The organism is Sphingobium sp. FG125 (assembly GCF_057809795.1).
On record NZ_JBMDKQ010000031.1, the window covers coordinates 1 to 20,511 of the forward strand.

At 64.9% G+C, this 20,511-nt stretch carries 17 protein-coding genes and 1 pseudogene; 5 read left to right on the forward strand and 13 right to left on the reverse strand.

Annotated features, from left to right (window positions below):
- The 8 genes and pseudogenes from ACODSR_RS19600 to ACODSR_RS19635 form a co-directional block, all read right to left on the reverse strand.
- A pseudogene (locus tag ACODSR_RS19600) lies at window positions 1-119 on the reverse strand (5-dehydro-4-deoxy-D-glucuronate isomerase); the annotation flags it as partial.
- Window positions 120-201: 82 nt separating this feature from the next.
- Complete coding sequence (locus ACODSR_RS19605) at window positions 202-861, reverse strand: LutC/YkgG family protein (RefSeq protein WP_489078261.1); 660 nt, start codon at window positions 859-861, stop codon at window positions 202-204.
- On the reverse strand, window positions 858-2,252 hold the full coding sequence (locus ACODSR_RS19610; RefSeq protein ID WP_489078262.1) for a lactate utilization protein B: 1,395 nt from the start codon (window positions 2,250-2,252) through the stop codon (window positions 858-860). Before ACODSR_RS19610 ends, ACODSR_RS19605 begins: the two co-directional genes overlap by 4 nt.
- The gene (locus ACODSR_RS19615) at window positions 2,249-3,004 is read right to left on the reverse strand and encodes a (Fe-S)-binding protein (RefSeq protein ID WP_489078264.1); all 756 of its coding nucleotides are present in this window, start codon (window positions 3,002-3,004) and stop codon (window positions 2,249-2,251) included. Before ACODSR_RS19615 ends, ACODSR_RS19610 begins: the two co-directional genes overlap by 4 nt.
- Entirely contained in the window at window positions 3,001-3,969 is a 969-nt protein-coding gene (locus ACODSR_RS19620; RefSeq protein WP_489078265.1) for an alpha/beta hydrolase, read from the reverse strand. Before ACODSR_RS19620 ends, ACODSR_RS19615 begins: the two co-directional genes overlap by 4 nt.
- Window positions 3,966-4,763 (reverse strand): rhamnogalacturonan acetylesterase, encoded by a 798-nt coding sequence (locus ACODSR_RS19625; RefSeq protein WP_489078266.1) that lies wholly within the window; start codon window positions 4,761-4,763, stop codon window positions 3,966-3,968. Before ACODSR_RS19625 ends, ACODSR_RS19620 begins: the two co-directional genes overlap by 4 nt.
- A gap of 121 nt (window positions 4,764-4,884) precedes the next feature.
- Window positions 4,885-5,649 carry an L-rhamnose 1-dehydrogenase Lra1 gene (gene lra1 / locus ACODSR_RS19630; protein ID WP_489078267.1) on the reverse strand — a complete coding sequence of 255 codons (765 nt, stop codon included), beginning with the start codon at window positions 5,647-5,649 and terminating at the stop codon, window positions 4,885-4,887.
- 188 nt (window positions 5,650-5,837) lie between these two features.
- Window positions 5,838-6,677, reverse strand: a complete 840-nt coding sequence (locus ACODSR_RS19635; protein ID WP_489078268.1) for an IclR family transcriptional regulator — start codon at window positions 6,675-6,677, stop codon at window positions 5,838-5,840.
- 189 nt (window positions 6,678-6,866) lie between these two features.
- On the opposite strand from ACODSR_RS19635, the gene rhmD reads away from it, so the two are divergent.
- The 5 genes from rhmD (at window position 6,867) to rhaT (ending at window position 11,842) form a co-directional block, all read left to right on the forward strand.
- A complete protein-coding gene (rhmD, locus tag ACODSR_RS19640) occupies window positions 6,867-8,051 on the forward strand; it encodes an L-rhamnonate dehydratase (protein WP_489078285.1) in 1,185 nt (394 codons plus the stop codon).
- An 18-nt stretch (window positions 8,052-8,069) separates the two neighbouring features.
- Window positions 8,070-8,927, forward strand: a complete 858-nt coding sequence (locus ACODSR_RS19645) for a 2,4-didehydro-3-deoxy-L-rhamnonate hydrolase (RefSeq protein ID WP_489078269.1) — start codon at window positions 8,070-8,072, stop codon at window positions 8,925-8,927.
- Window positions 8,924-9,673, forward strand: a complete 750-nt coding sequence (locus ACODSR_RS19650) for an SDR family NAD(P)-dependent oxidoreductase (RefSeq protein WP_489078270.1) — start codon at window positions 8,924-8,926, stop codon at window positions 9,671-9,673. Before ACODSR_RS19645 ends, ACODSR_RS19650 begins: the two co-directional genes overlap by 4 nt.
- A gap of 205 nt (window positions 9,674-9,878) precedes the next feature.
- The gene (locus ACODSR_RS19655; RefSeq protein WP_489078271.1) at window positions 9,879-10,781 is read left to right on the forward strand and encodes an amidohydrolase family protein; all 903 of its coding nucleotides are present in this window, start codon (window positions 9,879-9,881) and stop codon (window positions 10,779-10,781) included.
- A complete protein-coding gene (gene rhaT, locus ACODSR_RS19660; RefSeq protein ID WP_489078272.1) occupies window positions 10,778-11,842 on the forward strand; it encodes an L-rhamnose/proton symporter RhaT in 1,065 nt (354 codons plus the stop codon). The genes ACODSR_RS19655 and rhaT overlap by 4 nt, the downstream gene beginning before the upstream one ends.
- A gap of 12 nt (window positions 11,843-11,854) precedes the next feature.
- Here the strand turns inward: rhaT and ACODSR_RS19665 are convergent, their stop codons facing one another.
- From ACODSR_RS19665 to ACODSR_RS19685, 5 genes are all read right to left on the reverse strand, one after another.
- Window positions 11,855-13,354 (reverse strand): MFS transporter, encoded by a 1,500-nt coding sequence (locus ACODSR_RS19665; protein WP_489078273.1) that lies wholly within the window; start codon window positions 13,352-13,354, stop codon window positions 11,855-11,857.
- 95 nt (window positions 13,355-13,449) lie between these two features.
- Window positions 13,450-15,945 carry a glycosyl hydrolase 115 family protein gene (locus ACODSR_RS19670; RefSeq protein WP_489078274.1) on the reverse strand — a complete coding sequence of 832 codons (2,496 nt, stop codon included), beginning with the start codon at window positions 15,943-15,945 and terminating at the stop codon, window positions 13,450-13,452.
- Window positions 15,946-15,954: 9 nt separating this feature from the next.
- Window positions 15,955-17,070, reverse strand: coding sequence for a beta-galactosidase BglB (gene bglB, locus ACODSR_RS19675; RefSeq protein ID WP_489078275.1), 1,116 nt, complete (start codon window positions 17,068-17,070; stop codon window positions 15,955-15,957).
- A 2-nt stretch (window positions 17,071-17,072) separates the two neighbouring features.
- On the reverse strand, window positions 17,073-20,135 hold the full coding sequence (locus ACODSR_RS19680) for a glycoside hydrolase family 35 protein (protein ID WP_489078286.1): 3,063 nt from the start codon (window positions 20,133-20,135) through the stop codon (window positions 17,073-17,075).
- A gap of 8 nt (window positions 20,136-20,143) precedes the next feature.
- On the reverse strand, window positions 20,144-20,458 hold the full coding sequence (locus tag ACODSR_RS19685; RefSeq protein WP_489078276.1) for an L-rhamnose mutarotase: 315 nt from the start codon (window positions 20,456-20,458) through the stop codon (window positions 20,144-20,146).
- Window positions 20,459-20,511 lie beyond the last annotated feature (53 nt).

Here is a 20,511-nt window from a genome sequence, read left to right on the forward strand (position 1 = left end):
TTCAGCACGCATTCCCCATCGCGGAACAGCCCGCCGATCAGATAGCGATCGCGCAGTTCGTCATTGCTCACGCACTCCATCATGTCCGGGTGCGTCGCATAATAGGTCTTGTCGAACATGGAGTCTCTCCGCTGGCGGGCTTTGGTCCGGCTTATAGCGGGGGACGGGCGGCCTGTCAGCCATAAATTCCCGATATATGGACTAATGGTCCGCCATGTGAGGAGGCGCATCGCGCAGCAGGATGACATGGAGGAAGCGCGGGCCGTGGGCGCCGCGGACATAGGTGCCTTCAATGTCGGTGGTGCCGGACACGCCGGTGATCCAGTAATGGGCGCGCGGTTGCGGGCCGGGGAGGGGGGCGTCCTCCAGATGGGCGGCGATGGCGGCGACCGGGAGCAGGACGATATGGTGGAGCGTCAGGAAATTGGGGAGCATCGGGGCAGTCGGGCTGGTTTCGAAGATCAGCGATCCCGTTTCGGCGATCCCCTTGCGCGCGATGGCGAGGGTGGCGGTTTCGTCCGGCGCGGCGGTGGCGTGGAGGGTGAAGGCGGACCAGTCGCAGGCGTCAAGGCGTGGGTCGGGCGGGCAGCAGAGGGTGAGCGGTTCGTTTTCGGCGCGCAGGTAGCGGGCGATCGCTGCGGGGAGGTCCGTGAGGCTGGCGATGACGTCATGGCTGGCATTGACGCTGGGGCGGGCCAGCCGGGCGAGAAATTCGGATAAGAGATTGGTGGCGTCCACGGCTGGGCGTTCTGGCGGGCGTTCGGGGGTGCCGAGCAGCGCGGTGGCTTCCAAGGCGTCCGGGGCGGGGCTATGCAAGCGGGCGAGGATGGCCGCCCTGCTATCTGATGCGCGGGCGCTCATTTGCGCTGTTCCTGCTGATACTGGGCCATGAAACTGCGCGCGGCGGGTTTGGGGAGGTCGCGATATTGGGTCCAGCCGCCTGCGAGCGGCAGGCGGGCGATCCAGCCCTTGCGCCCCAGCAGGCGGATCGCGCGGATCGCCAGGGCCGTACCGAGCCGGTAGAGCGCCGGGTGGGTGGCGACCCAGGCCCATAGGCCAAGCCCTGCGCGCATCGAGGTCGGCTCCAGCCCTTCGCGCCAGCTTTTCTCACGCCAGCCCCGAAGCAAAGTGGGCAGGGGGATTTTGACCGGGCAGACCTGCTGACACATGCCGTTGAGGGTGCAGGCATGGGCGAGATCGCGGGTCGCGGCGAGGCCGTCGAGCGCGGGCGTGAGGACGGCGCCCATCGGGCCGGGATAGGTGCCGCCATAGGCGTGGCCGCCAATCTGGCGGAACACGACGCAATGGTTCATGCACGCGCCGCAGCGGATGCAGCGCAGCATCTCCGCCAGCCCCTCCTCGCGCATTTTGGTGCGGCCATTGTCGACCAGGACGATGTGCATCTCTTCGGGGCCGTCGTGGTCGTGCGCGCGCTTGGGGCCGGTGTAGAAGGTGGTATATTGGGTCAACGCCGCGCCTGTGGCCGAGCGGGCCAGCATCCGCAGCATGGGAATCGCGTGGGACATGGACGGCACGATCTTTTCGATTCCTGCGGTCACGATATGGACACGCGGGGGGACGAGCGAGAGTTCGGCATTGCCTTCATTGGTGACGGTGCAGACCGCGCCTGTGTCCGCGATCAGGAAGTTGGCGCCCGATATGCCGACATCCGCGCCGAGCATGGCACCGCGCAGTTCGCGCCGGGCGCTCTGGGCCATGGCGGCGATGGTTTCTTCTTCGTGCGGGGTGCGATGCTTGGCCTTGAACAAGGCGGAGACCTGCTCGCTTGTCTTGTGCATGGCGGGCCAGATGATGTGCGATGGGCGCTCGTCGGCCAATTGGATGATATGTTCGGCAAGGTCGGTTTCGACGCGGACGATGCCTGCTTCCTCCAGCGCGTGGGGCAGGCCGATTTCCTCGCCGAGCATGGATTTGGAGCGGGCGACGGTTTTGGCGTTGGCGGCCTTGCAGATGGCGATGACGATCCCACAGGCTTCGTCGGCACTTTGCGCCCAGTGGACCTGCGCGCCGGACGCGATGGCGTTGGCCTCGAACCGCTCCAGATAGGGGCCGAGATGGGCGATCACATGATCCTTGATCGCGGCGGCGCGGGTGCGGGCGGCCTCGAAATCGGGGAAGGCGTCGATAGCGATGGCGCGTTTGGCCTGCGCGGTGCCGGCGGTGCGTTCGACCGCGATTTTCAGGATCGGGTCGGCGAGCGCGGCGTCCGCGCGAGTGGTGAAGCTGCTCATGCTTCTTCGCCGATGGCGGGGCCGTCGCCCATGCCTGCGATCAGTTCGATGGCGTGGAAGGCGCGGACCTTGCTGCCGTCGCGGTGGAGTTTGCCCGCCATGTTCATCAGGCAGCCAAGGTCGCCTGCCAGCAGCAGGTCCGCGCCGGTCGCGTCGATGGCTGCGGCTTTTTCGCCGACGATGGCGTTGGAGATGGCGGGATATTTGACGCAGAAGGTGCCACCGAAGCCGCAGCAGCTTTCCGCGCCCGCCAGCGGTGTCATCGACAGGCCGTCGATCGCGTTGAGCAGGCGGCGGGGCTGGGCCTTGATGCCGAGTTCGCGCAGGCCGGAGCAACTGTCATGATAGGCGGCGGTGGCGGGGAGGGTGACGCCGTCGGGTTTCCAGCCGCACACTTCGTCGAGATAGGCCATGACCTCAAAGGTTTTGGCGGCGACGGCCTGCGCGCGGGGGAGCCTGGCCGGGTCATTCTCGAACAGTTCGGGATAATGGCAGCGGATCGTCCCGGCGCAGGAGCCGGAGGGGACGATGATGGCTTCATAGGGCAGGAGCGCGGCGATCGTCTGTTTCGCCAGCGCCACGGCATGGTCGCGGTCGCCGCTGTTGAGCGCGGGCTGGCCGCAACAGGTCTGGCCCTGTGGCACGACCACGTCACACCCGGCGGCTTCGAGCGCGCGAATCGCGGCGAAGCCGATGCGGGGGCGCATGATGTCGACCAGGCAGGTGACGAACAGGGCGACCTGACGGGTCATAGGCCGTGGCGTTTCGCGAAATTGAGGAACAGGTCGGGCCATGGCGCGGGCGCGGCCGGCGGGGCGATGAGCCCGAAGCCGTGGCCGCCATTTTCAAACAGATGGGCTTCGGCCGGGATGCTCTTGGCGCGCAGGGCGGCGAGCATGGCGAGGCTGTTTTCGGGCGGCACGGCGGCGTCGTCCAGCGCATGGGCCATGAATATGGGCGGGGTTTGTGCGCTGACATTCTGGTCGAGCGAGTAAGCGCGCATCGTTTCGGGCGATGGGGTGGGGCCGAGCAACTGGGTGCGCGATCCCTGATGGACGAACGCGCCCTCCATCTGGATCACCGGATACATATAGGCAGCTATGGCGGCCTTGATCGGTTCGCGGTCGCTGGCGTCGATCGGCGTGTAAGTCTGTTCGGGCGTGCGGCTGGTGAGCCAGGCGGCAAGGTGGCCGCCCGCCGAAAAGCCGATCACGCCGACGCGGTTGGCATCATAATGTTCACGGCGGGCAAGGGCGCGGACGAGGCGCAGCGCGCGCTGGGCGTCCTGCAACGGTGCCTGCGGGCCTGCCGCCCAGCCATCGGCGGGCAGGCGGTAGAGCAGGCTATAGCAGGCATAGCCCGCGTCGGCGAGGCGGCGGGCGATGCTATAGCCTTCATGGCCGATCGCGACACGGCTGTAGCCGCCGCCGGGGATGAGCAGGATCGCCGCGCCGTTGGGCTGGGTCGGGCGCACCAGCGTCAGCGTGGGCGTGGTGACATGGGTGAACAGGCTGTCATGCGGGCCGCCGTCGGGGCGGCGCAGGGTTTCCGCCTCCGTTACGGTGACATGATCGCCGCCTGGTGCCTTGCCCGGCCAGATCGGGAAACGGACGAAGCCCGGCGGCAGGGGAATGGCCTGTGCGTGGGCGAGGGATGGAGCCAGCGCGGCACCGGCGATGGCGCCGGAAATCAGGGTGCGGCGGTCGATGGCTGTCATTGGCAATCCGTCCTTCCAAGCGGGGTAGTGCGGGTGAGCGCCGGGCGAGGGTCGTCTATTTTGGCGGAGATGGGAAGGGCGAGGGACTTGAGGCCGTCGGCGACCAGATCGGCCACCTGCCGCGCGCCAAGCTCGCTGAAATGGGTGTCGTCGCTGACGCCTTTGGGGAAGGCGGCGACTTGGTCCTGCGCGCTGTAATGGAGGTAGAGGGATGTGGACTTGTCCGGCCCGGCGCGGTCGAGCCAGGCGCGGGAGCGGGCTTCCAGGTCGATGAGCGGGGTGGCGGTTTTGGCGGCGAGGTCGCGCACCACGGCGGACCATGCGGGGTAATCGGCGATGGCGCGCCCGTCCGGGCCGAAGTTGCGCCGCGCGACCGGGGTGAGAAGGACGGGAACGCCGCCAGCGATCCGCACGTCGCGGATGAAGCGCAGCAGATTGTCGCGATAGTCGGTTTGCGCGGGCGCCCAACGTTCCGGCTTGGCGCGGGTCTGGTCATTATGGCCGAACTGGATCAGCACTGTGTCGCCCGGCATGATGTCGGCGCGCAGCGCGTCCCAGCGTCCCTCGGCCAGGAAGCTGCGGGTGGAGCGGCCATTGCGGGCGTGGTTGAGGATGCGCACGTCCGGCGCGACGGCGCAGCGCAGCATCATGCCCCAGCCGGTCTGGGGATAGCGGGCGGGGGCATAATCGGCGGCGGTGGAATCGCCTGCAATCAGGATGGTGTCGCCGGGCCGGGTGGCGTGGACCGGGGTGGCGAGGAGGAGGGCGAGGAGTGGCAGGATGGGGCGCTTCATATATCGACCTCTTTGTCGTCATTTCCGCGCAGGCGGAAATCCATCTCCCGGCCTTGCGGCTGGTAAGATGGTGGGAGATGGACCCCCGCTTGCGCGGGGACGACGGGGGTAGGTGGGGGTGTCACTGCAGATTCACATACATGCCGCCGTCAACCAGCAGCGCGGCGCCGGTGACATAGGCGGCCATGTCTGACGCGAGAAAGACGATGGGTCCGGCGAGATCCTCCGGCGCGCCGAGGCGGCCCAACGGAGTGCGCTGTTCCATGTAGCGGCGCTTTTCATCGTCGGCGAGATCATCCTTGTTGATCTCCGTCAGGATGGTGCCGGGCAACACGCTGTTGCAGCGGATATTATGTTTGCCCAGCGCAATGGCGGTGGATTGCATCAGCGAATGAACGCCCGCCTTGGTCGGGGTGTAATGGGTCTGATATTCGCCGCCGACCAGCGCGGAGATGGAGGAGACGGCGACGATCGAACCGCCATGGCCCTGTTTGACCATCTGTTGGGCGGCGGCCTGGACCATGAAATAGGCGCCGTGCAGGTTCACTTTGAAGGTGCGCTCGACCACATCGACCGGCATGTCGAGAAAGGCGTGGAAGGGGCAGATGCCCGCATTGCTGACCATGACGTCCACCTTGCCGAAGGCGTCCACGGCCTTTGCCACGAAATCCTGCGCGGTTTGCGGGTCGGCGACGTCGCCCTTTACCGCGATGACGCGCTGGCCGAGCGCCTCGATCGCCGCGACGCAGCTTTGGGCAGGGCCGTCGCTGCTGGCATAGTTGATCGCGACATTGGCGCCATGCTGCGCCGCGCCGATCGCGGCGGCGCGGCCAATACCGGTCGATGCGCCGGTGACGAGGACGGTCTTGCCTTCAAGCAGTTTCATGGGGCGAGGCTTTCCTGATGAGGGATGTGTGGGAACGATAATCCTCCCCTGCAAGGGGAGGTGGATGGCCGGAGGCCAGACGGAGGGGTGTCATGCTATCGATAGGGTGACACCCCTCCACCACGCCCTTCGGGCGCGGTCCCCCTCCCCTTGCAGGGGAGGAATTTTTGGGGGCGTCTGTCATCACTTTACCGCCGTACAGCGCGGCGGGGTTTGAGGCCGGGGGTCCAGCCGAGATCGGCGCTGACCCGGTTGGCGGTGGCGCGGACGTCGTCGCTGAGCGCGGCCATGCGATCATCGTCCATATATTGGGCAGCGCTCGACAGGCTGATGGCGGCGACGATCGCGCCGGAGGCATCGCGGATCGGCGCGGCGACGCAGCGTATCTGGTCCTCATTTTCCTCCAGATCATAGGCGCGGCCTGCGGTGGCATAGCTACGCATCCGGTCGAGCCAGAGCGTATAGTCGGCGGCGTGGATGCCCGCTTCGCGTTCGGCGTCGAAGGCGCGCTGCCAGCGCGATTCGGCTTCATCGAGCAGCAGCGCCTTGCCAAGGCCAGTCGAGGTCAGGGGGTGGCGATCGCCGATGCGGCTGGAGATTTCGACGCGGCGGCGACCGGGAATCTTGTCGAGATAGAGCGCATGATCGCCATCGAGACGGCCAAGATGGACGACATCCTCACTGGCGGCGGCGAGCGATTCGATATGGGGGCGGGCGATCTGGACGATGTCGGTCTGAGATTGGGCGAGGAAGCCCAGCTGGAGCAATTTCGGCCCCAGCTGATAGCCTTCGCGCGGCAGGAAGGTCAGGAAACCGCGCTCCACCATCGCATTGGCGAGACGGTGGGTGGTGGAGCGGGTGAGACCCATGCGGATCGACAGGTCGGCGAGCTTGATCGGCCCGTCAATCACCTGGTCGAGCAGGTCCAGCCCGCGATGCAGGGTCTGGGAACCAGCAGCCTTCGATTTTTCCTCAACCTCAACGATTTTCATTTCGCCCGATTCTGGATTTGACGTATTTTGTCTCATCTACTAATACTCTATCCCACAAAATGAGAAAAACAAGGGTGAAGGCGAGGATGGGCTGATAGTTTCGATCAACGCACCTCACTCAATACCCAGCCGTTATCGGCGTTTTGATCATATAGTGAAAGTTTTTGCTGCTGGTTCCCACATATTGGGCAGCGGCTGCGTTCAGGGAGTGGGTGTGTGCCGATCGTGAACTTGCCGAAAATCAAGCATGTCCGTGCCTTCACGGTGCGCGGGGGCGGTGCCGATTATCATGACCAGGGCGAAGGCCATTGGATCGACGACCATATTGCCACGCCCATGTCGCGCTATCCCGAATATCGCCAGTCGCGGCAGAGCTTCGGCATCAATGTGCTGGGCACGCTGGTGGTGGAGATTGAGGCCGAGGACGGGACGATTGGTTTTGCGGTGACGACCGGGGGCGAGCCGGCGGCGTTCATCGTCGAAAAGCATCTGGCGCGGTTTCTGGAAGGGCGTTCGCCCACCGATTATGAGAAAATCTGGGACCAGATGTATTTTTCGACCCAATATTATGGGCGCAAGGGTCTGGTCGTGAATGCGATTTCCGGGGTCGACCTGGCGCTGTGGGACTTGCTGGGCAAGTTGCGGCAGGAGCCGGTCTATCACATGCTGGGCGGCGCGGTGCGCGACGAGCTGCAATTTTACGCGACCGGCGCGCGGCCTGATGTGGCCAGGGAGCTGGGCTTTATCGGCGGCAAGATGCCGCTGCACCATGGTCCGGCAGAGGGCATCGAGGGCCTGAAAAAGAACATCGCCGAGCTGGCGGACATGCGCGCAAAATGCGGTCCCGATTTCTGGCTGATGTGGGATTGCTGGATGGCGCTGGACGTCGATTATGCCACGCGGCTGGCGATTGCCGCCCATGAACATGGGTTGAAGTGGATCGAGGAAGCGATCAGCCCCGACGATTATTGGGGCTACCAGCAATTGAAGCGCAACGTCCCCAAGGGGATGCTGGTGACGACCGGTGAGCATGAAGCGACCCGTTGGGGCTTCCGCATGTTGCTGGAGATGGACTGCTGCGACATCATCCAGCCCGATGTCGGCTGGTGCGGCGGCGTGACCGAATTGCTCAAGATCAGTGCGCTGGCCGATGCCCATGGCAAGATGGTCGTGCCGCATGGATCATCGGTCTATTCCTACCATTTCGTCATTACGCGCCACAATTCGCCCTTCGCCGAATTCCTGATGATGCATCCGGGGCCGACCGAGGTGGTGCCGATGTTCCATCCGCAGCTGATCGGTGAGCCGGTGCCGGAAAATGGACGTCTGAAGGCCAGCGCGCTGGATGCGCCCGGCTTCGGCGTCGAATTGAACCGCGATATCGCGATGCATCGCCCTTATACTCACTAAGCAAGAAGCGAGATTTCCATGAAATTCTGCCGTTTTGGGCCGCGTGGCCAGGAAAAGCCCGGTATCGTCGATGCGCAGGGGAATATTCGCGACCTGTCGGGCGTGGTGGCCGATCTGACGATCGAGACGCTGGCCGCTGCCAAAGCCGCCGACGTCGCGTCGCTGCCGATCGTCGAGGGGACGCCGCGCTATGGCGTGCCGGTCAAGGGCGTGGGGAAGATCGTCGCCATTGGCCTGAATTATGAGGATCATGCGATCGAATCCAACCTGCCCATCCCGACCGAACCGATGATGTTCATGAAGGCGCTGTCGTCGCTCAATGGGCCGAACGATGAAGTGATGCTGCCCAAGGGTTCGACGCATGGCGACTGGGAAGTCGAACTGGGCGTGATCATCGGCGAGACCTGCCGCTTCGTTACCGAGGAGGAGGCGCTGTCGAAGGTCGCGGGCTATACGCTGGTCAACGACGTGTCGGAGCGCTTCAACCAGAAGCAGCGCGGCACCCAGTGGAGCAAGGGCAAGGGGCATGACACATTCTGCCCGACCGGTCCCTGGCTGGTGACGCCCGACGAGGTGGGCGATCCGCAGGATCTGGACATGCATTTGGACGTCAATGGCGCGCGGATGCAGACCGGCAACACGCGCACGATGATCTTCAATGTCGCGCAGCTGATTTCCTATGTCAGCGAATATATCACCCTGTATCCCGGCGACCTGATGATCACCGGCACGCCGCCGGGCGTGGGCGAGGGGAAGAAGCCGACCGCTATTTACCTGAAGGCCGGCGACGTCATGGAATTGGGGATCGCCAAGCTGGGCGTGCAGACGCAAAAGGTCGTCGAATGGCGGCATCTGGGTGACGAGGTGCTGGGATGAGCATTTTTGCAGGGCGCTATGCAGGGCGCTGCGCCATCGTCACCGGCGGGGCGTCGGGGCTGGGCAAAATGGTTGCAGTGCGGATCGTCGCGGAGGGCGGCAAGGTGGTGCTATGGGATGTGAACCCGCAAGCGCTGGCCGCCGCCGGGGATGAGGTTGGCGCGAGCGCCGTCGCCGCGCTCGACGTGTCCGATCAGGCCGCGGTGGAAGAAGCGGCGAAGGCGAGCGCCGATGCGTTGGGCAAGATCGACATTCTCGTCTGTTCGGCGGGCATCACCGGCGCGACAGCGAGCGTGTGGGACTATCCGCTCGACAGCTGGCAGCGGGTCATCGACATCAATTTGAACGGCCTGTTCTACTGCAACCGGGCGGTGGTGCCGTTCATGCTGGAAAATGGCTATGGCCGGATCGTCAATCTCGCCTCGGTCGCGGGCAAGGAGGGCAATCCCAATGCGTCGGCTTACTCCGCGAGCAAGGCGGGGGTGATCGGCCTGACCAAAAGCCTGGGCAAGGAACTGGCGGGCAAGGGCGTGATCGCCAATGCGCTGACGCCTGCGACCTTTGAAAGCCCGATCCTGGCGCAGCTGCCACAGAGCCAGGTCGATTATATGCGGTCGAAGATTCCCATGGGCCGTCTGGGCGCAGTCAGCGAGTCGGCAGCGATGGTGTGCTTCATGGCGAGCGAGGAGTGCAGCTTCACCACGGCGTCGACCTTCGACACGTCGGGCGGGCGGACGACCTTTTAAGCAAAGTTGCGCGGCGCGACTGGACGGAAAGAGCCAGCGGGTCGCGATCAATAATGAAGCCAACTTCCGTTCGGGCTGAGCGAAGTCGAAGCTCTCGCCTGAGCATGGCGAAGGCTTCGACTTCGCTCAGCCGGGCCCTTCGACAGGCTCAGGGCGAACGGAGGTTGGGGAACCCGGCAAAGCTGCCAATGCCTTGGAGCGGATCATGATTCCCTTTGTCGATGCGCATATCCATCTGTGGGATCTGGCGCATATCCGCTATGACTGGCTCAGCCCGCCTTTCTCCGACGAGGGGCCGAATGGCAGTGTCGAGGCGATTGCACGCGATTATGGCGTGGCGGATTATCGTGCCGATCTGGCCCGGTGGAATGTCGTCGGTGCCGTCCATGTCGATGCCGGGGCGGCGGCGGAGAGTGCGCTGCGCGAGACGCAGTGGCTCGACGGGCTAGCCGCGATCGAAGGGTTGCCCACCGGGATCGTCGCCTTTGCCGCGCTCGATGACCCGCAAGTCGATGCGCTGCTGGCCGCGCAGGTGGCGCATGGCCGGGTGAAGGGCATCCGCCATATCGTCAACTGGCATCCCGATCCCAAGCGGACCTATGGTCCGGTCGACCTGACGCGCGATCCGGCGTGGCAGGCAGGTTATGGGCTGCTGGCCAAACATCATCTGTCCTTCGACCTGCAATGCTATCCAGGGCAGATGCCGGGGCTTGTTCCCCTGATCGAGCGGCATCCCGACATCCCCGTCATCATCAACCATATGGGGATGCCGGTGCTGACCGACGCGGACGGCATCGGCGACTGGCGGCGGGGCATGGCGGCGCTGGCGGCGATGCCGCATGTCGCGGTCAAGCTGTCGGGCATGGGTTTCATCCGCCGCGACTGGACCAAAGAGAATGTCGCGTCCTTCATCCGCGAAACGATCGACCTGTTCGGGGTGGAGCGCTGCATGTTCGCCAGCGACACGCCGACCGACAAATTGTTCGGGTCGATCGACCGTTACATGGAATCCTATCACGCCATCGTTGCCGATCTGCCGGAAGCAGAACGGCGCGCTTTGTTCGGCGGCAACGCCAATCGCCTCTATCGTCTGGGACTGAAGCTATGATCCCCAATCCGTTGCTCGGCGTGCTGTTCCACTGGCTGGGCGGTCTCGCCTCGGCGAGCTTCTATGTCCCCTATCGTGGGGTGAAGCGGTGGAACTGGGAGATTTTCTGGCTGACCGGGGGGATATTTTCCTGGGTCATCGCGCCCTGGTTCTTTGCCTCGGTCCAGACCAATGACCTGATGGGGGTGATGCGCCAAGTGCCCGGCAGCGTTGTGGGCTGGTGCATGTTCTTCGGTTTTCTCTGGGGCTTTGGCGGGCTGACCTATGGCCTGACGATGCGCTATCTGGGGCTGTCACTGGGGATGGCGGTAGTGCTGGGGCTATGCACCGTGTTCGGTACGCTGATCCCGCCGATCGTGGACGGCACATTCATGCGCGAGATTGCGGGCACGCTGTCCGGGCAGATCGTGCTGGCGGGGCTGGCGGTGACCGTGCTGGGCATCATCGTCGTCGCCATGGCGGGGGCGCGCAAGGATGCGGCGCTTTCGCCGGAGCAGAAGGCGGCGGTGGTCGCCGAATTTGATTTCAGGAAGGGCATCGCAGTCGCCATCTTCTCCGGCATCATGTCGTCCTGCTTCGCCTTTGGTCTGGCGGCGGGCCAGCCGGTCAATGACCTAAGCCGAGCGGCGGGAACCGGGCCGCTATGGGTTGGCCTGCCGACCCTGTGCATCGTCATGTTCGGCGGGCTTGTGACCAACGCCCTGTGGTGCGCCTGGCTGATCGTAAAGAACAAGTCGGCGGGCCAATGGCTGGGCGCGGCGGATGCGCAGGGACAGCGTCCGGCGCTGCTGCCCAATTTCCTGCTGTGCGCGCTGGCAGGGACGGCCTGGTATTTCCAATTCTTCTTCTACACGATGGGCGAAAGCCAGATGGGCCGGTTCGGCTTTTCCAGCTGGACGCTGCACATGGCATCCATCATCATCTTTGGCACCTGCTGGGGCTTTGCCTTTCGCGAGTGGAAGGATGCCGCGCCCGCGGTGCGGCGGATGGTGTGGAGCGGGGTCGGGCTGCTGATCCTGGCGACGATCATCATCGGCTATGGCAACCGGCTGGCGGTCTGAGCGGGGCAGCCATTATCGGGCAGCGACCGGATTATTGCCCCACAGCTGGTCATAGCGCCAGCCGGAGAGATTTTCGACGATCGCGCCTGCCTCCGCGCTGGTGGGGGTGCGTGCGCCGCTGCGCAGATGCTCGATCTCCGCCATCAATATGGCGTGGGTGGTGGGGCTGAGGCGGAAGCGGGTGGAGACGAGGATGCCAAAGCCCAGCATCCCGACGGTGCCGATCCCCAGCAGCAGCGCGATGGTGAGGATGGCGGTGTAGCTCTGCACCGGCGCGCCGGAGATGAAGCCGCCCGCCTGCATGATGAAGCCGACCCCCGCGACGGCGGCGGCCTGCGTTGCTTTGCGCACGAAGGTCATGACTCCGGCAAAGCTGCCCTCGCGCCGCTGGCCGGTGACGATTTCATCCACGTCCGCCATATAATTATAGGTCGCCCAAGGGATGTAGTTGAGCGCGCCGCGACCAAGGCCCGCCAGGATGATGGGCAGCCAGATCATTGGGCTGCTCGCCGGGATGCCCAGCACCCACAGGCCGATCAGCGTCAGCGCGCCCGCCGCGAAGGAGGCGGCGGCGATCTGATAGGCGCGGCTGGGCGAGGCGCGGAGCGCCAGGTTGATGGCGATGATCACCGCGACGAACTGGACGATATACATGGTGCCGAGCAGGCCCGACGCGATCGCCATGGAGCCGGTCAGCGCGAAGATGACGAAGAAGGTGAAGGCGGCGTTGAAAATATCCTGGCTGATATAGCCGCCCAGATACATGCCCAGATGCAGGCGGAATGCGCGGATGCGCATGGTGGAGAAAAGATTGCGATAGAGCGCCTTGAACGCCTGACCCGCGCCGCCCGACGAGGCGGGCTGCGGAGCGAGTGTCGTGCCGGGCATATGCCGTTCCCAGCTGAACAGATAGAGCAGCCCGGCGGTGGCCATGAACAGGATGGCGAAGATGATCCCCATATAGAAGAAGGTGTCGGCGCTGTCGCGGCCGAGCGTGGTGATCAGCCAGAGCGGCAGGAAACCGGCGAGGATGGCCGATGCCTGCCCGAACAGGATGCGCGCGCCGGCGAATTTTGCCTTGGTCTTATAGTCGGACGACATTTCGGCGGCGAGGGTTTCGAACGGGATGATCTCCATCGCATAGACCAGCTCGAACAGGACATAGCTGACGAGATAATACCAAAAGGTCTGGCCCGGCAGCCACATCAGCGCGAAGCTGGGCAGCAGCGGGATGGCGGCGAGGATGAAGAAGCGGCGACGGCCGAAACGCTGGCCAAGGCGGGTGCGACCGAAATGATCGGAGATATAGCCGATCATGGGGGAGGCGAAGGCGTCGAGGATGCGCGCGACCGCGAAGATGGTGGCAGCCTGCCCCGCGGACAGCCCGCAAAACTGGGTGTAGAAGATCAGCACCCAGCCGGAAATCACCGCCATCGACCCCGCGCCCAGCACGTCGTTCGATCCATAAGCGAGATAGTTGCGCAGGCGGACGGGGCGGGTTTCGGGGGTCATTGTGCTTCCGTCGTCTGCCTTCGGTTGTGCCGCCATTTTTGGGGCTGGCACGCGATTAAATACCATATAGTGGATGCGTATCATGCCATGTGAAATTAATGCAAGTCGTCTTTGTTGGTTGCGGGGGTGAAGCGGATCGCTTCGACCAGCACGCCCGGATCGGCGGCGCGTAGCGTCAGGCGGTGGGTGCCAGCGGCTAGCGGGGCGGGCAGGGGCAGGGCAAGGCGATTGTCCAGCACTGCCAGCGCCCAGTCGCGGTCGCCGGTCTGGCGCGGGGCGGCGAGGGGATAGTCTATGTCGTCGATGGTGAGGGTGAGGCGCAGCGGGTCGCCATCCTTGTCGGCATAGGTGGGCAGGATGTCGACGGTTGCGCGCCACTGGCCAGCGGGCAGGGTGATGGTCGCGCTTGCCGGGCCGGGCTGGCCGGTGGGGGCGAGGACAGCGCCGTGGCGGCCCAGCCCGTCGCTGTGCCGCCAGCCTTTGGCGGGGGTGAAATCGCGCGGGGTGAGCAGGGGTGCTGGCGGTGGCGGGGTGGTGGCGTGTGGGGTGGCGGCCAGCGCGGGGACGTCCGGCGCGGGGAGCCGCGGCGGGGTGAGGCGGTAGCTGCGCCATTGCCCGTCGGCTGGCTCGACCGCCATCATGGCGCGCCATTTGCCGCTTGCAATGGCCTGGTTGTAGCGGTGGGTGAGGGCGCGTAGGCTGTCGTCTGCTGCACGGGCGATCGCGCCGCGCTGGAGCGCTTGGGGCAGGTCGGTGTCGCGCAGCCGGTCGTGCGCTTCGGCAGCGAAAAAGCGGCGGTTGGCGGCGGCGGATGCGGCCACGGGATAGCCGACCAGCTCGAAAAAGGCATCGCGGCGATCGGCTGGGATGGCGGGTTCCAGCGCGGCGGCGGCGTCGGCCATCGCGGCGAAATCGGCGAGGCGGGCGTCGGCCTGCGCGATCGACAGCGGGCTGGGGCGGGCCTTTTCGCCGGGCAGATAATATTGGAGATGTTCGGGCCGCCGATCGAAATTGAGCCGGTGATAGTCGCGCAGGATCGTTGCGATCGGGCGGGCCTGGGCCGGGTCGATATTTTCGGCGGCCCAGCTTTCCACGAAGCGGTCGATCGGTTGGGCGCGGGTAGCGTCCACGTCCCAGGCGAGCGAGAGGAAATAATCGGTCGCGAGTTCGGCGGGCTTGAGGTCGCCGACATTGGCGACCCAGATCTGGCGCGCGCCGCGATCATAGGCGCGGCCCATTTCCTCACGGATCAGCGCGGGCGGGGTGGTGGACAGCCAGAGATAGGAGAGCGGCGCGCCGAGATAGGAGAGGTGATAATAGACGCCGGAGCCGCCCGCGCGAGCGCGTTCGGCTGCGTCGGGGAAGTGGCGGATATAGCCGAAATTATCGTCCGGCCACATCAATGTGACATAGTCGGGGATTTTGAGGCCCGCGCGGTAGAGGTCCAGCACTTCCTTATAGGGCGTGAAAACCTGCGGCGCTTTGGCGATGCCCGCGCGATCGAGCATCGCGCGCTGGTCGGCGATGATGCGGTCGAGCGTGGCGCGGCGATCGTCCAGCGTTGCCGGGCCGACCATGCCGCTGTCATGGATACCGCGCATCCCCAGCGTCCAGAAGCTTTCATAGCGGGCATGGCTGGCGACGCGCTCTTCCCAATAGCGCTGGACCCCCGGTGCGTTCGTCACATAGTTGAAATCGTCGGGCGGGGCGGTCCATTCCCCGACATTGTTGCGCAGCATCGGTTCGGCATGGCTGGACCCCATGACGATGGCATAGCGATCCGCCAGGGCGGCATTGGCGGGATCGGCATTGAAGGGCTGGGTTAGCTTGTGCATCGCGGGCCAGAGCAGATTGGCCTTCAGTCGGAGCAGCAATTCAAAGACTTTGGCGTAGGTTTTGGGACCGAGCGGCTTTTCGTCCGGGGCGTGGGTGGCGGCGGCCCAGGGGATCAGGCCCCAATCCTCATCATTGAGGAAAACGCCGCGATAGCGGACCGAGGGCGGGCCGAAGCGGCGCAGCCCTTTGGCGACATGGAGCGATGCGCGCCGGGCGGGCGTGACGTCGGCCCACCAGTGCCAGGGGGAGACGCCGATGGCGCGGGAGAGTTCATAGGCACCATAAGCGGTGCCGCGCCGGTCGCTGCCGATGATCAGCAGCGCGCGGGCGACGCCGGGGCTGGGCCGATCGACGCTGGTGATGAGGAAACTTTCCCATGCGCCCTTGAGGGTGCCGATGGCGATGCGCCGGTCGGCCACCAGCCGGTCGATCGCGGCGTTGCGGCCGAGCGTGCCGACCCAGATTTGCGTGGCACCGCCGGGCGTGCCGCGCGTGACGGTGGTCAGGTCATCGCGCAGATCCTGCGCGGCTATGGCGACCACGGCGTGGTCGGTGGGATCGGTAACGACCGGCGCGACCTGCCGGCCCGATGCCAGCGTTATATCCCCGTTGCGGGCGGTGGCATGGACCCAGCTTTCCGCATGGGCGGTGATGGCAAAGGGCCACAGCAATGCCGCCAGCCCGGTGAGGCTGGCGGCACCTTTCAACAGAATGCGGCGAGGGAACGATCCTTCCAAGATATCGGTCCCGCCCATGCTGCTGTGTCAGATATAGGTGCGCAGAAATTCGGCGAGAGCGCAGATTGCCAGGCTCTGGCCATAGGGCATGGAGGTGAGCGGGATGTCCTTGTAGAATTGCAGCGTGTCGCCCATCGCCGTGCCGAAGCTGACCTGTTTCAGCTCGCCCGTCTCGTCGATGTTGGCCAGCACGCCCTCGACAGCGCGGATGCCGACGGCTTCATAGTCGCGCGGCAGATAGCCCTTTCGCACGGCTTTCAGGATACCATAAGCGAAACCGGCGGTGGCGGAGGCTTCCAGATAGCTGGTCGGGTCGGTAATCAGCGTGTGCCACAGGCCAGTGTCCGCGTCCTGCGTGGCGGCCAGGGTTTTTACCTGGGCGGCGAGCGTGTCGATCAGGAAGGTCCGCAGTGCGTCGCCTTCGGGCAGGTCGAGAATCTCGATGATTTCTGGGATGGCGATCGTCACCCAGCAATTGCCGCGCGCCCACAAGGCCTCGGCGAAATTGTGGCGACCGTTGAAATCCCAGCCGTGGAACCACAGGCCCGTTTTCTTGTCGAACAGATATTTGATGTGGATGAGGAACTGGCGCTTGGCTTCCTCGACATAATGGGGGCGGTCGAGCAGCAGGCCGATCTTGGCCAGCGGCAGCACCGACATCATCAGCGTGTCATCCCACATTTCGCCCGGATTTTCGTCATTATAGACGATGTGCTGAAAGCCGCCCTCCTCCGTCTTGGGCAGGCCGTCGGGGGCCATCAGCCATTCGGCCCAGCTGTCGAGATAGGGGATGTAAGCGGGCGAGGGTTCATGCTCGTAAAGGTAGGCGAGGGTGATGAACGGGGCCATGGTGTTGATATTCTTGGTCGGCGTGCCTTCGGCAAAGCGATCCGCAAACCATTGTTTGATGATGGTCAGCGCCTTGGCATCGCCGGTCTGCTCATAATAGCGCCACATGCCGAACAGGCCCACGCCATGGGTCCATTCCCACCCGGCCCAGCCCTTGGTGTCGATGATGCGGCCATCGTCCAGATGCAGCAGGAACTCGCCGGTTTCGTCGGTGATGTTGACCAGATTGTGCATCAGGCGGTCGATGGCGTCGATCACGCTGGACCGTGCGACGTCATGAGTAAGGGCGGCCACTATTATTTCTCCTGCTTGAGATCGGACGGGGCGGCGGGGGCGGACACCATCCGCACCGGCACGCCGCCTTTGACATTGTGAAGGGTGAAGAGGCGCACGGCTTCAAGTGCGTCGCCCGGCGCACCGTCGGAGGTGACGGCGAGCGCGATGTGATTCTTGCCCCGATGGTTGAGAATGCCTTCGGGGATGGGGAAGGTGCGCTGCGGGCCGACATGGGCGATGAACTGGCCCATGTTCCAGCCGTTGACGAAGATCAGCACGCGGTAGCGGACGGGCGAGCGCGGGGTGGTCGCGTCGCCGAAGCTGAGCGCGATGGTCGCATCCTGCCCCTTGGGCACGGCAAGGTCGAAGCTGGTGCGATACCAGCTGGTGCCGGGCGCACTCTGGCTGGCGGGGACGGTAGTTTTGGCCCAGCCACTGTCGTTGAAGCCGGGCAGGTGCCAGCCCATGCGTTCGCCGTAGAGGCCGCCATTATTGGCTGCGCCGCGTGCAATGTCGGGCAGGGTTTCGCCGCCCTGCCTGCCCTGAATCTTCCAGGCGATCGGTATGGTGAAGCTGCGACCGCCAGGGGCTTCGAGCGAGGCCGAGATGAGGCCGCGCGCTTCCTTATGGAAATCGTCGCTGTCCAGATCCCAATTATGGCCATTGTTGCGGACCATGACGGAGATGACATGCTCACCTGACTGCGCGCTGGCGGGCAGGGCGAAGCGGGCGGTGCCGGTGGTGATCGGGCGGGGCAGGCCGGACGGGGTTTCAGCCTCGCCCAGAAACATGCCATCGACCCAGGCCTGGACGAGGCCGGAGCCACCTGCGCCATAATAAAGCGACAGCGTTTTGGTGTCGGGCGTGCCGGTGAAGCGGCCGCGATACCAGACATCGCCGTCGTGAAAGCCATAGGCGTCCATGCCCATATTGGGCTGGCCATCGGGGCGCTGGGTGATGCTGGCGCTGGGGCGGGCGTCGATCGCCTGCCATGCGCTGTCGTCGAAGGCGGGATCGGCTTCGGGTGATCCCTTGGCCATGCGCCAGTCGGTGAGGGCGGGCAGGGGGATGGCGGCGGGGCCGGGGAGTGGCTGAGTGGCGGTCAGGCTGCCGGTGGGGGTGGCGCGTGCGGCGATGCGTGCGCCGTTCCATGTCATCGCGCGGATCGCGGCGGGCGCCCAGATTTCGAGCGGGCTTGGCGCGGCGGTGTCGCCGGTCAAAGCGAGGGTGCTGCCCTTGGCGGTGGCGTTGCGGACCAGTTCGGGGCCGCGGATCAGCGCGTCGCCATGACGCCAGTAGCGCGTGCCTTCGGCCTCATCGGCCATGATCAGCGTGAGGGGTGGCCGACCGCCGCCCTCGATCCGCACGATGGCGCGGTTCTGGTGGGTGTAACGGAGGGTGAGGTCGCCCTTGGCGGGGTCGAAGCTGGTGGCGGCCTTGCCTTCCAGCAGGGTGATTTTCGGCGCGCTGGTGTAGCGCAGGACGGTTTCGCCCGGTTCGCCTGCACGGCCGTAGAGAAGGATGAGGTCTTGGCCGGTTTCGTCGTTCCCGCGCGTGAGGTTGGGAGATGGATCCCCGCCTTCGCGGGGATGACGGTTGAGGGTTTGTGCGCTTTGCACTTCCGATGTCGAATAGACCAGCCTTTGTCCGCCCAACGCCACCCCTGCGACCAGCCATTTGGCGTCGAAGCCGTTGAGCTGCATCGGCACGGTGTAGCGGCCATCGGGCAGGTCGGCGGTGAAGGAGAAGGCGTCGTTCGTTTGCCCGTTGGACGGCTTGTGCGTCACCATCAGGAAGCGGGCGTCGCTTTGCGGGCTTTTATTATGATAGATTTGGATATTGGGTGAGGAAATATCGACCGGGCCAGCGGGGATCATGCCCGCAAGGTCGGGGACCGAGGCGATAAGCCCGCCCAGCTGCTTCATTTCCTGCGCCTTTTCGCGCAAGGCGCGCGGTTCCGATATGGCTGCGCCATAATCATAGCTGGTAAACACCACCGGGCCGGGCAGCCAGCCCCAGCTGGTGCCGCCATAGGTCATGTAGAAGCTCTGGATGCCGATGCCATTGGCCAGGTTCGTGCCGTAGAATACCCGCTGGAACCGCTTGCCGCGCTGGATGGCGTTGCAATCATAGCCGCCATTCGACCCCCAATAGTCGAACCAGCCGCCGCCAAATTCGGCGAGGAGGCCGGGCGTGTCGGGGGAGGCCGACGCGCCGCCCTTCGCCCCGCCGGGACCATAATAGCCCCAGTCGGGCGCGGCGACATCGCGGGTTGGTTGGCCGGTGACGGTGCAGGTGCCGCCGGGATAGCCGTCGAATGCGTACATATCGACCGGGCCGGGAACGACCTTCTCGACCCTGGAGGACTCCGGCGTCCAATAGCCGTTGCGGCCCTGATCATTGTGGAAGATCGGCACGGTGATGCCGTCGGCGCGCGCGCGGGCGTAGAGATGGTCCATATAACGGCGTTGCGCAGGCGTCGTCAGCGCCAGCTCATTTTCGATCTGGTGCAGGATGACCCCGCCCTTGCGCGTCTTGTCCGCATTGATCTGGTGCCGGGCGATGATCGGGTTGATCTGGTCGAGCCATTCATCGACCGCCGCGAGATAGGCCGGGTCGTCGGTGCGGGCGCGGGCGCGCTGGTTGACCAGCCAGCCGGGGAAGCCGCCGCGCGAGAGTTCCGCGTTCACATAGGGACCGGCGCGAGTGATGACGTAGAGGCCTTCTTCCTCCGCCATGGTCAGCAGCCGGTCGAGATCGCGGATGCCGGTAAAGTCGTACACGCCCTGTTTTGGGCTGTGATAGCCCCAGTCGAAATAGAGGGCCACGGTGTTGAAACCGCTGGCCTTCATTTTCTGGAGGATGTCGCGCCACAGGTCGGGCGATGGCAGGCGGAAGGGGTGGAATTCCCCGCCCCAGATGATCTGCCGCTGCCCGTCGATCATCAGCGAACGCGCGTCATAGGACACGCGGCCGAAGGTCTGGACCGGGGCGGCGAAGTTCGCCGTGGGTTTGGCGACCTGCGCGGGGGCGGGGTGGGCCAGCATGGTGCCGAGCAGCAGGGCGGGGAGAAGGCGGTGCATCATGGCCATCAATCGAGATGGAACAGCGGGACGAGCGGCCATTCCTTGGGCCGGTTGTCGGGTTCGACCTCCATCAGCGGCGCCATGCTGGCCCACCAGCGCTGCATGACCGGATGGTCGGGCAGCGTGTCGCGCTGATTATCGTTGGACAGGGTCAGGACGGCGAACAGGCTGAGCGTCGCCTCATCCAGGAAGATGGAATAGGCCGAAATGCCCGATGCGCTGAGCAGGGCGGTCAGTTCCGGCCAGATTTCATCATGGCGGCGGCGATATTCCGCGACCACGCCCGGCTTGAGCTGCATCTTGAAGGCGTGGATCGCCACCCGACTCTCCTAAAGAACCATATTATGGAACAGTTGACCGATATATGGTAACA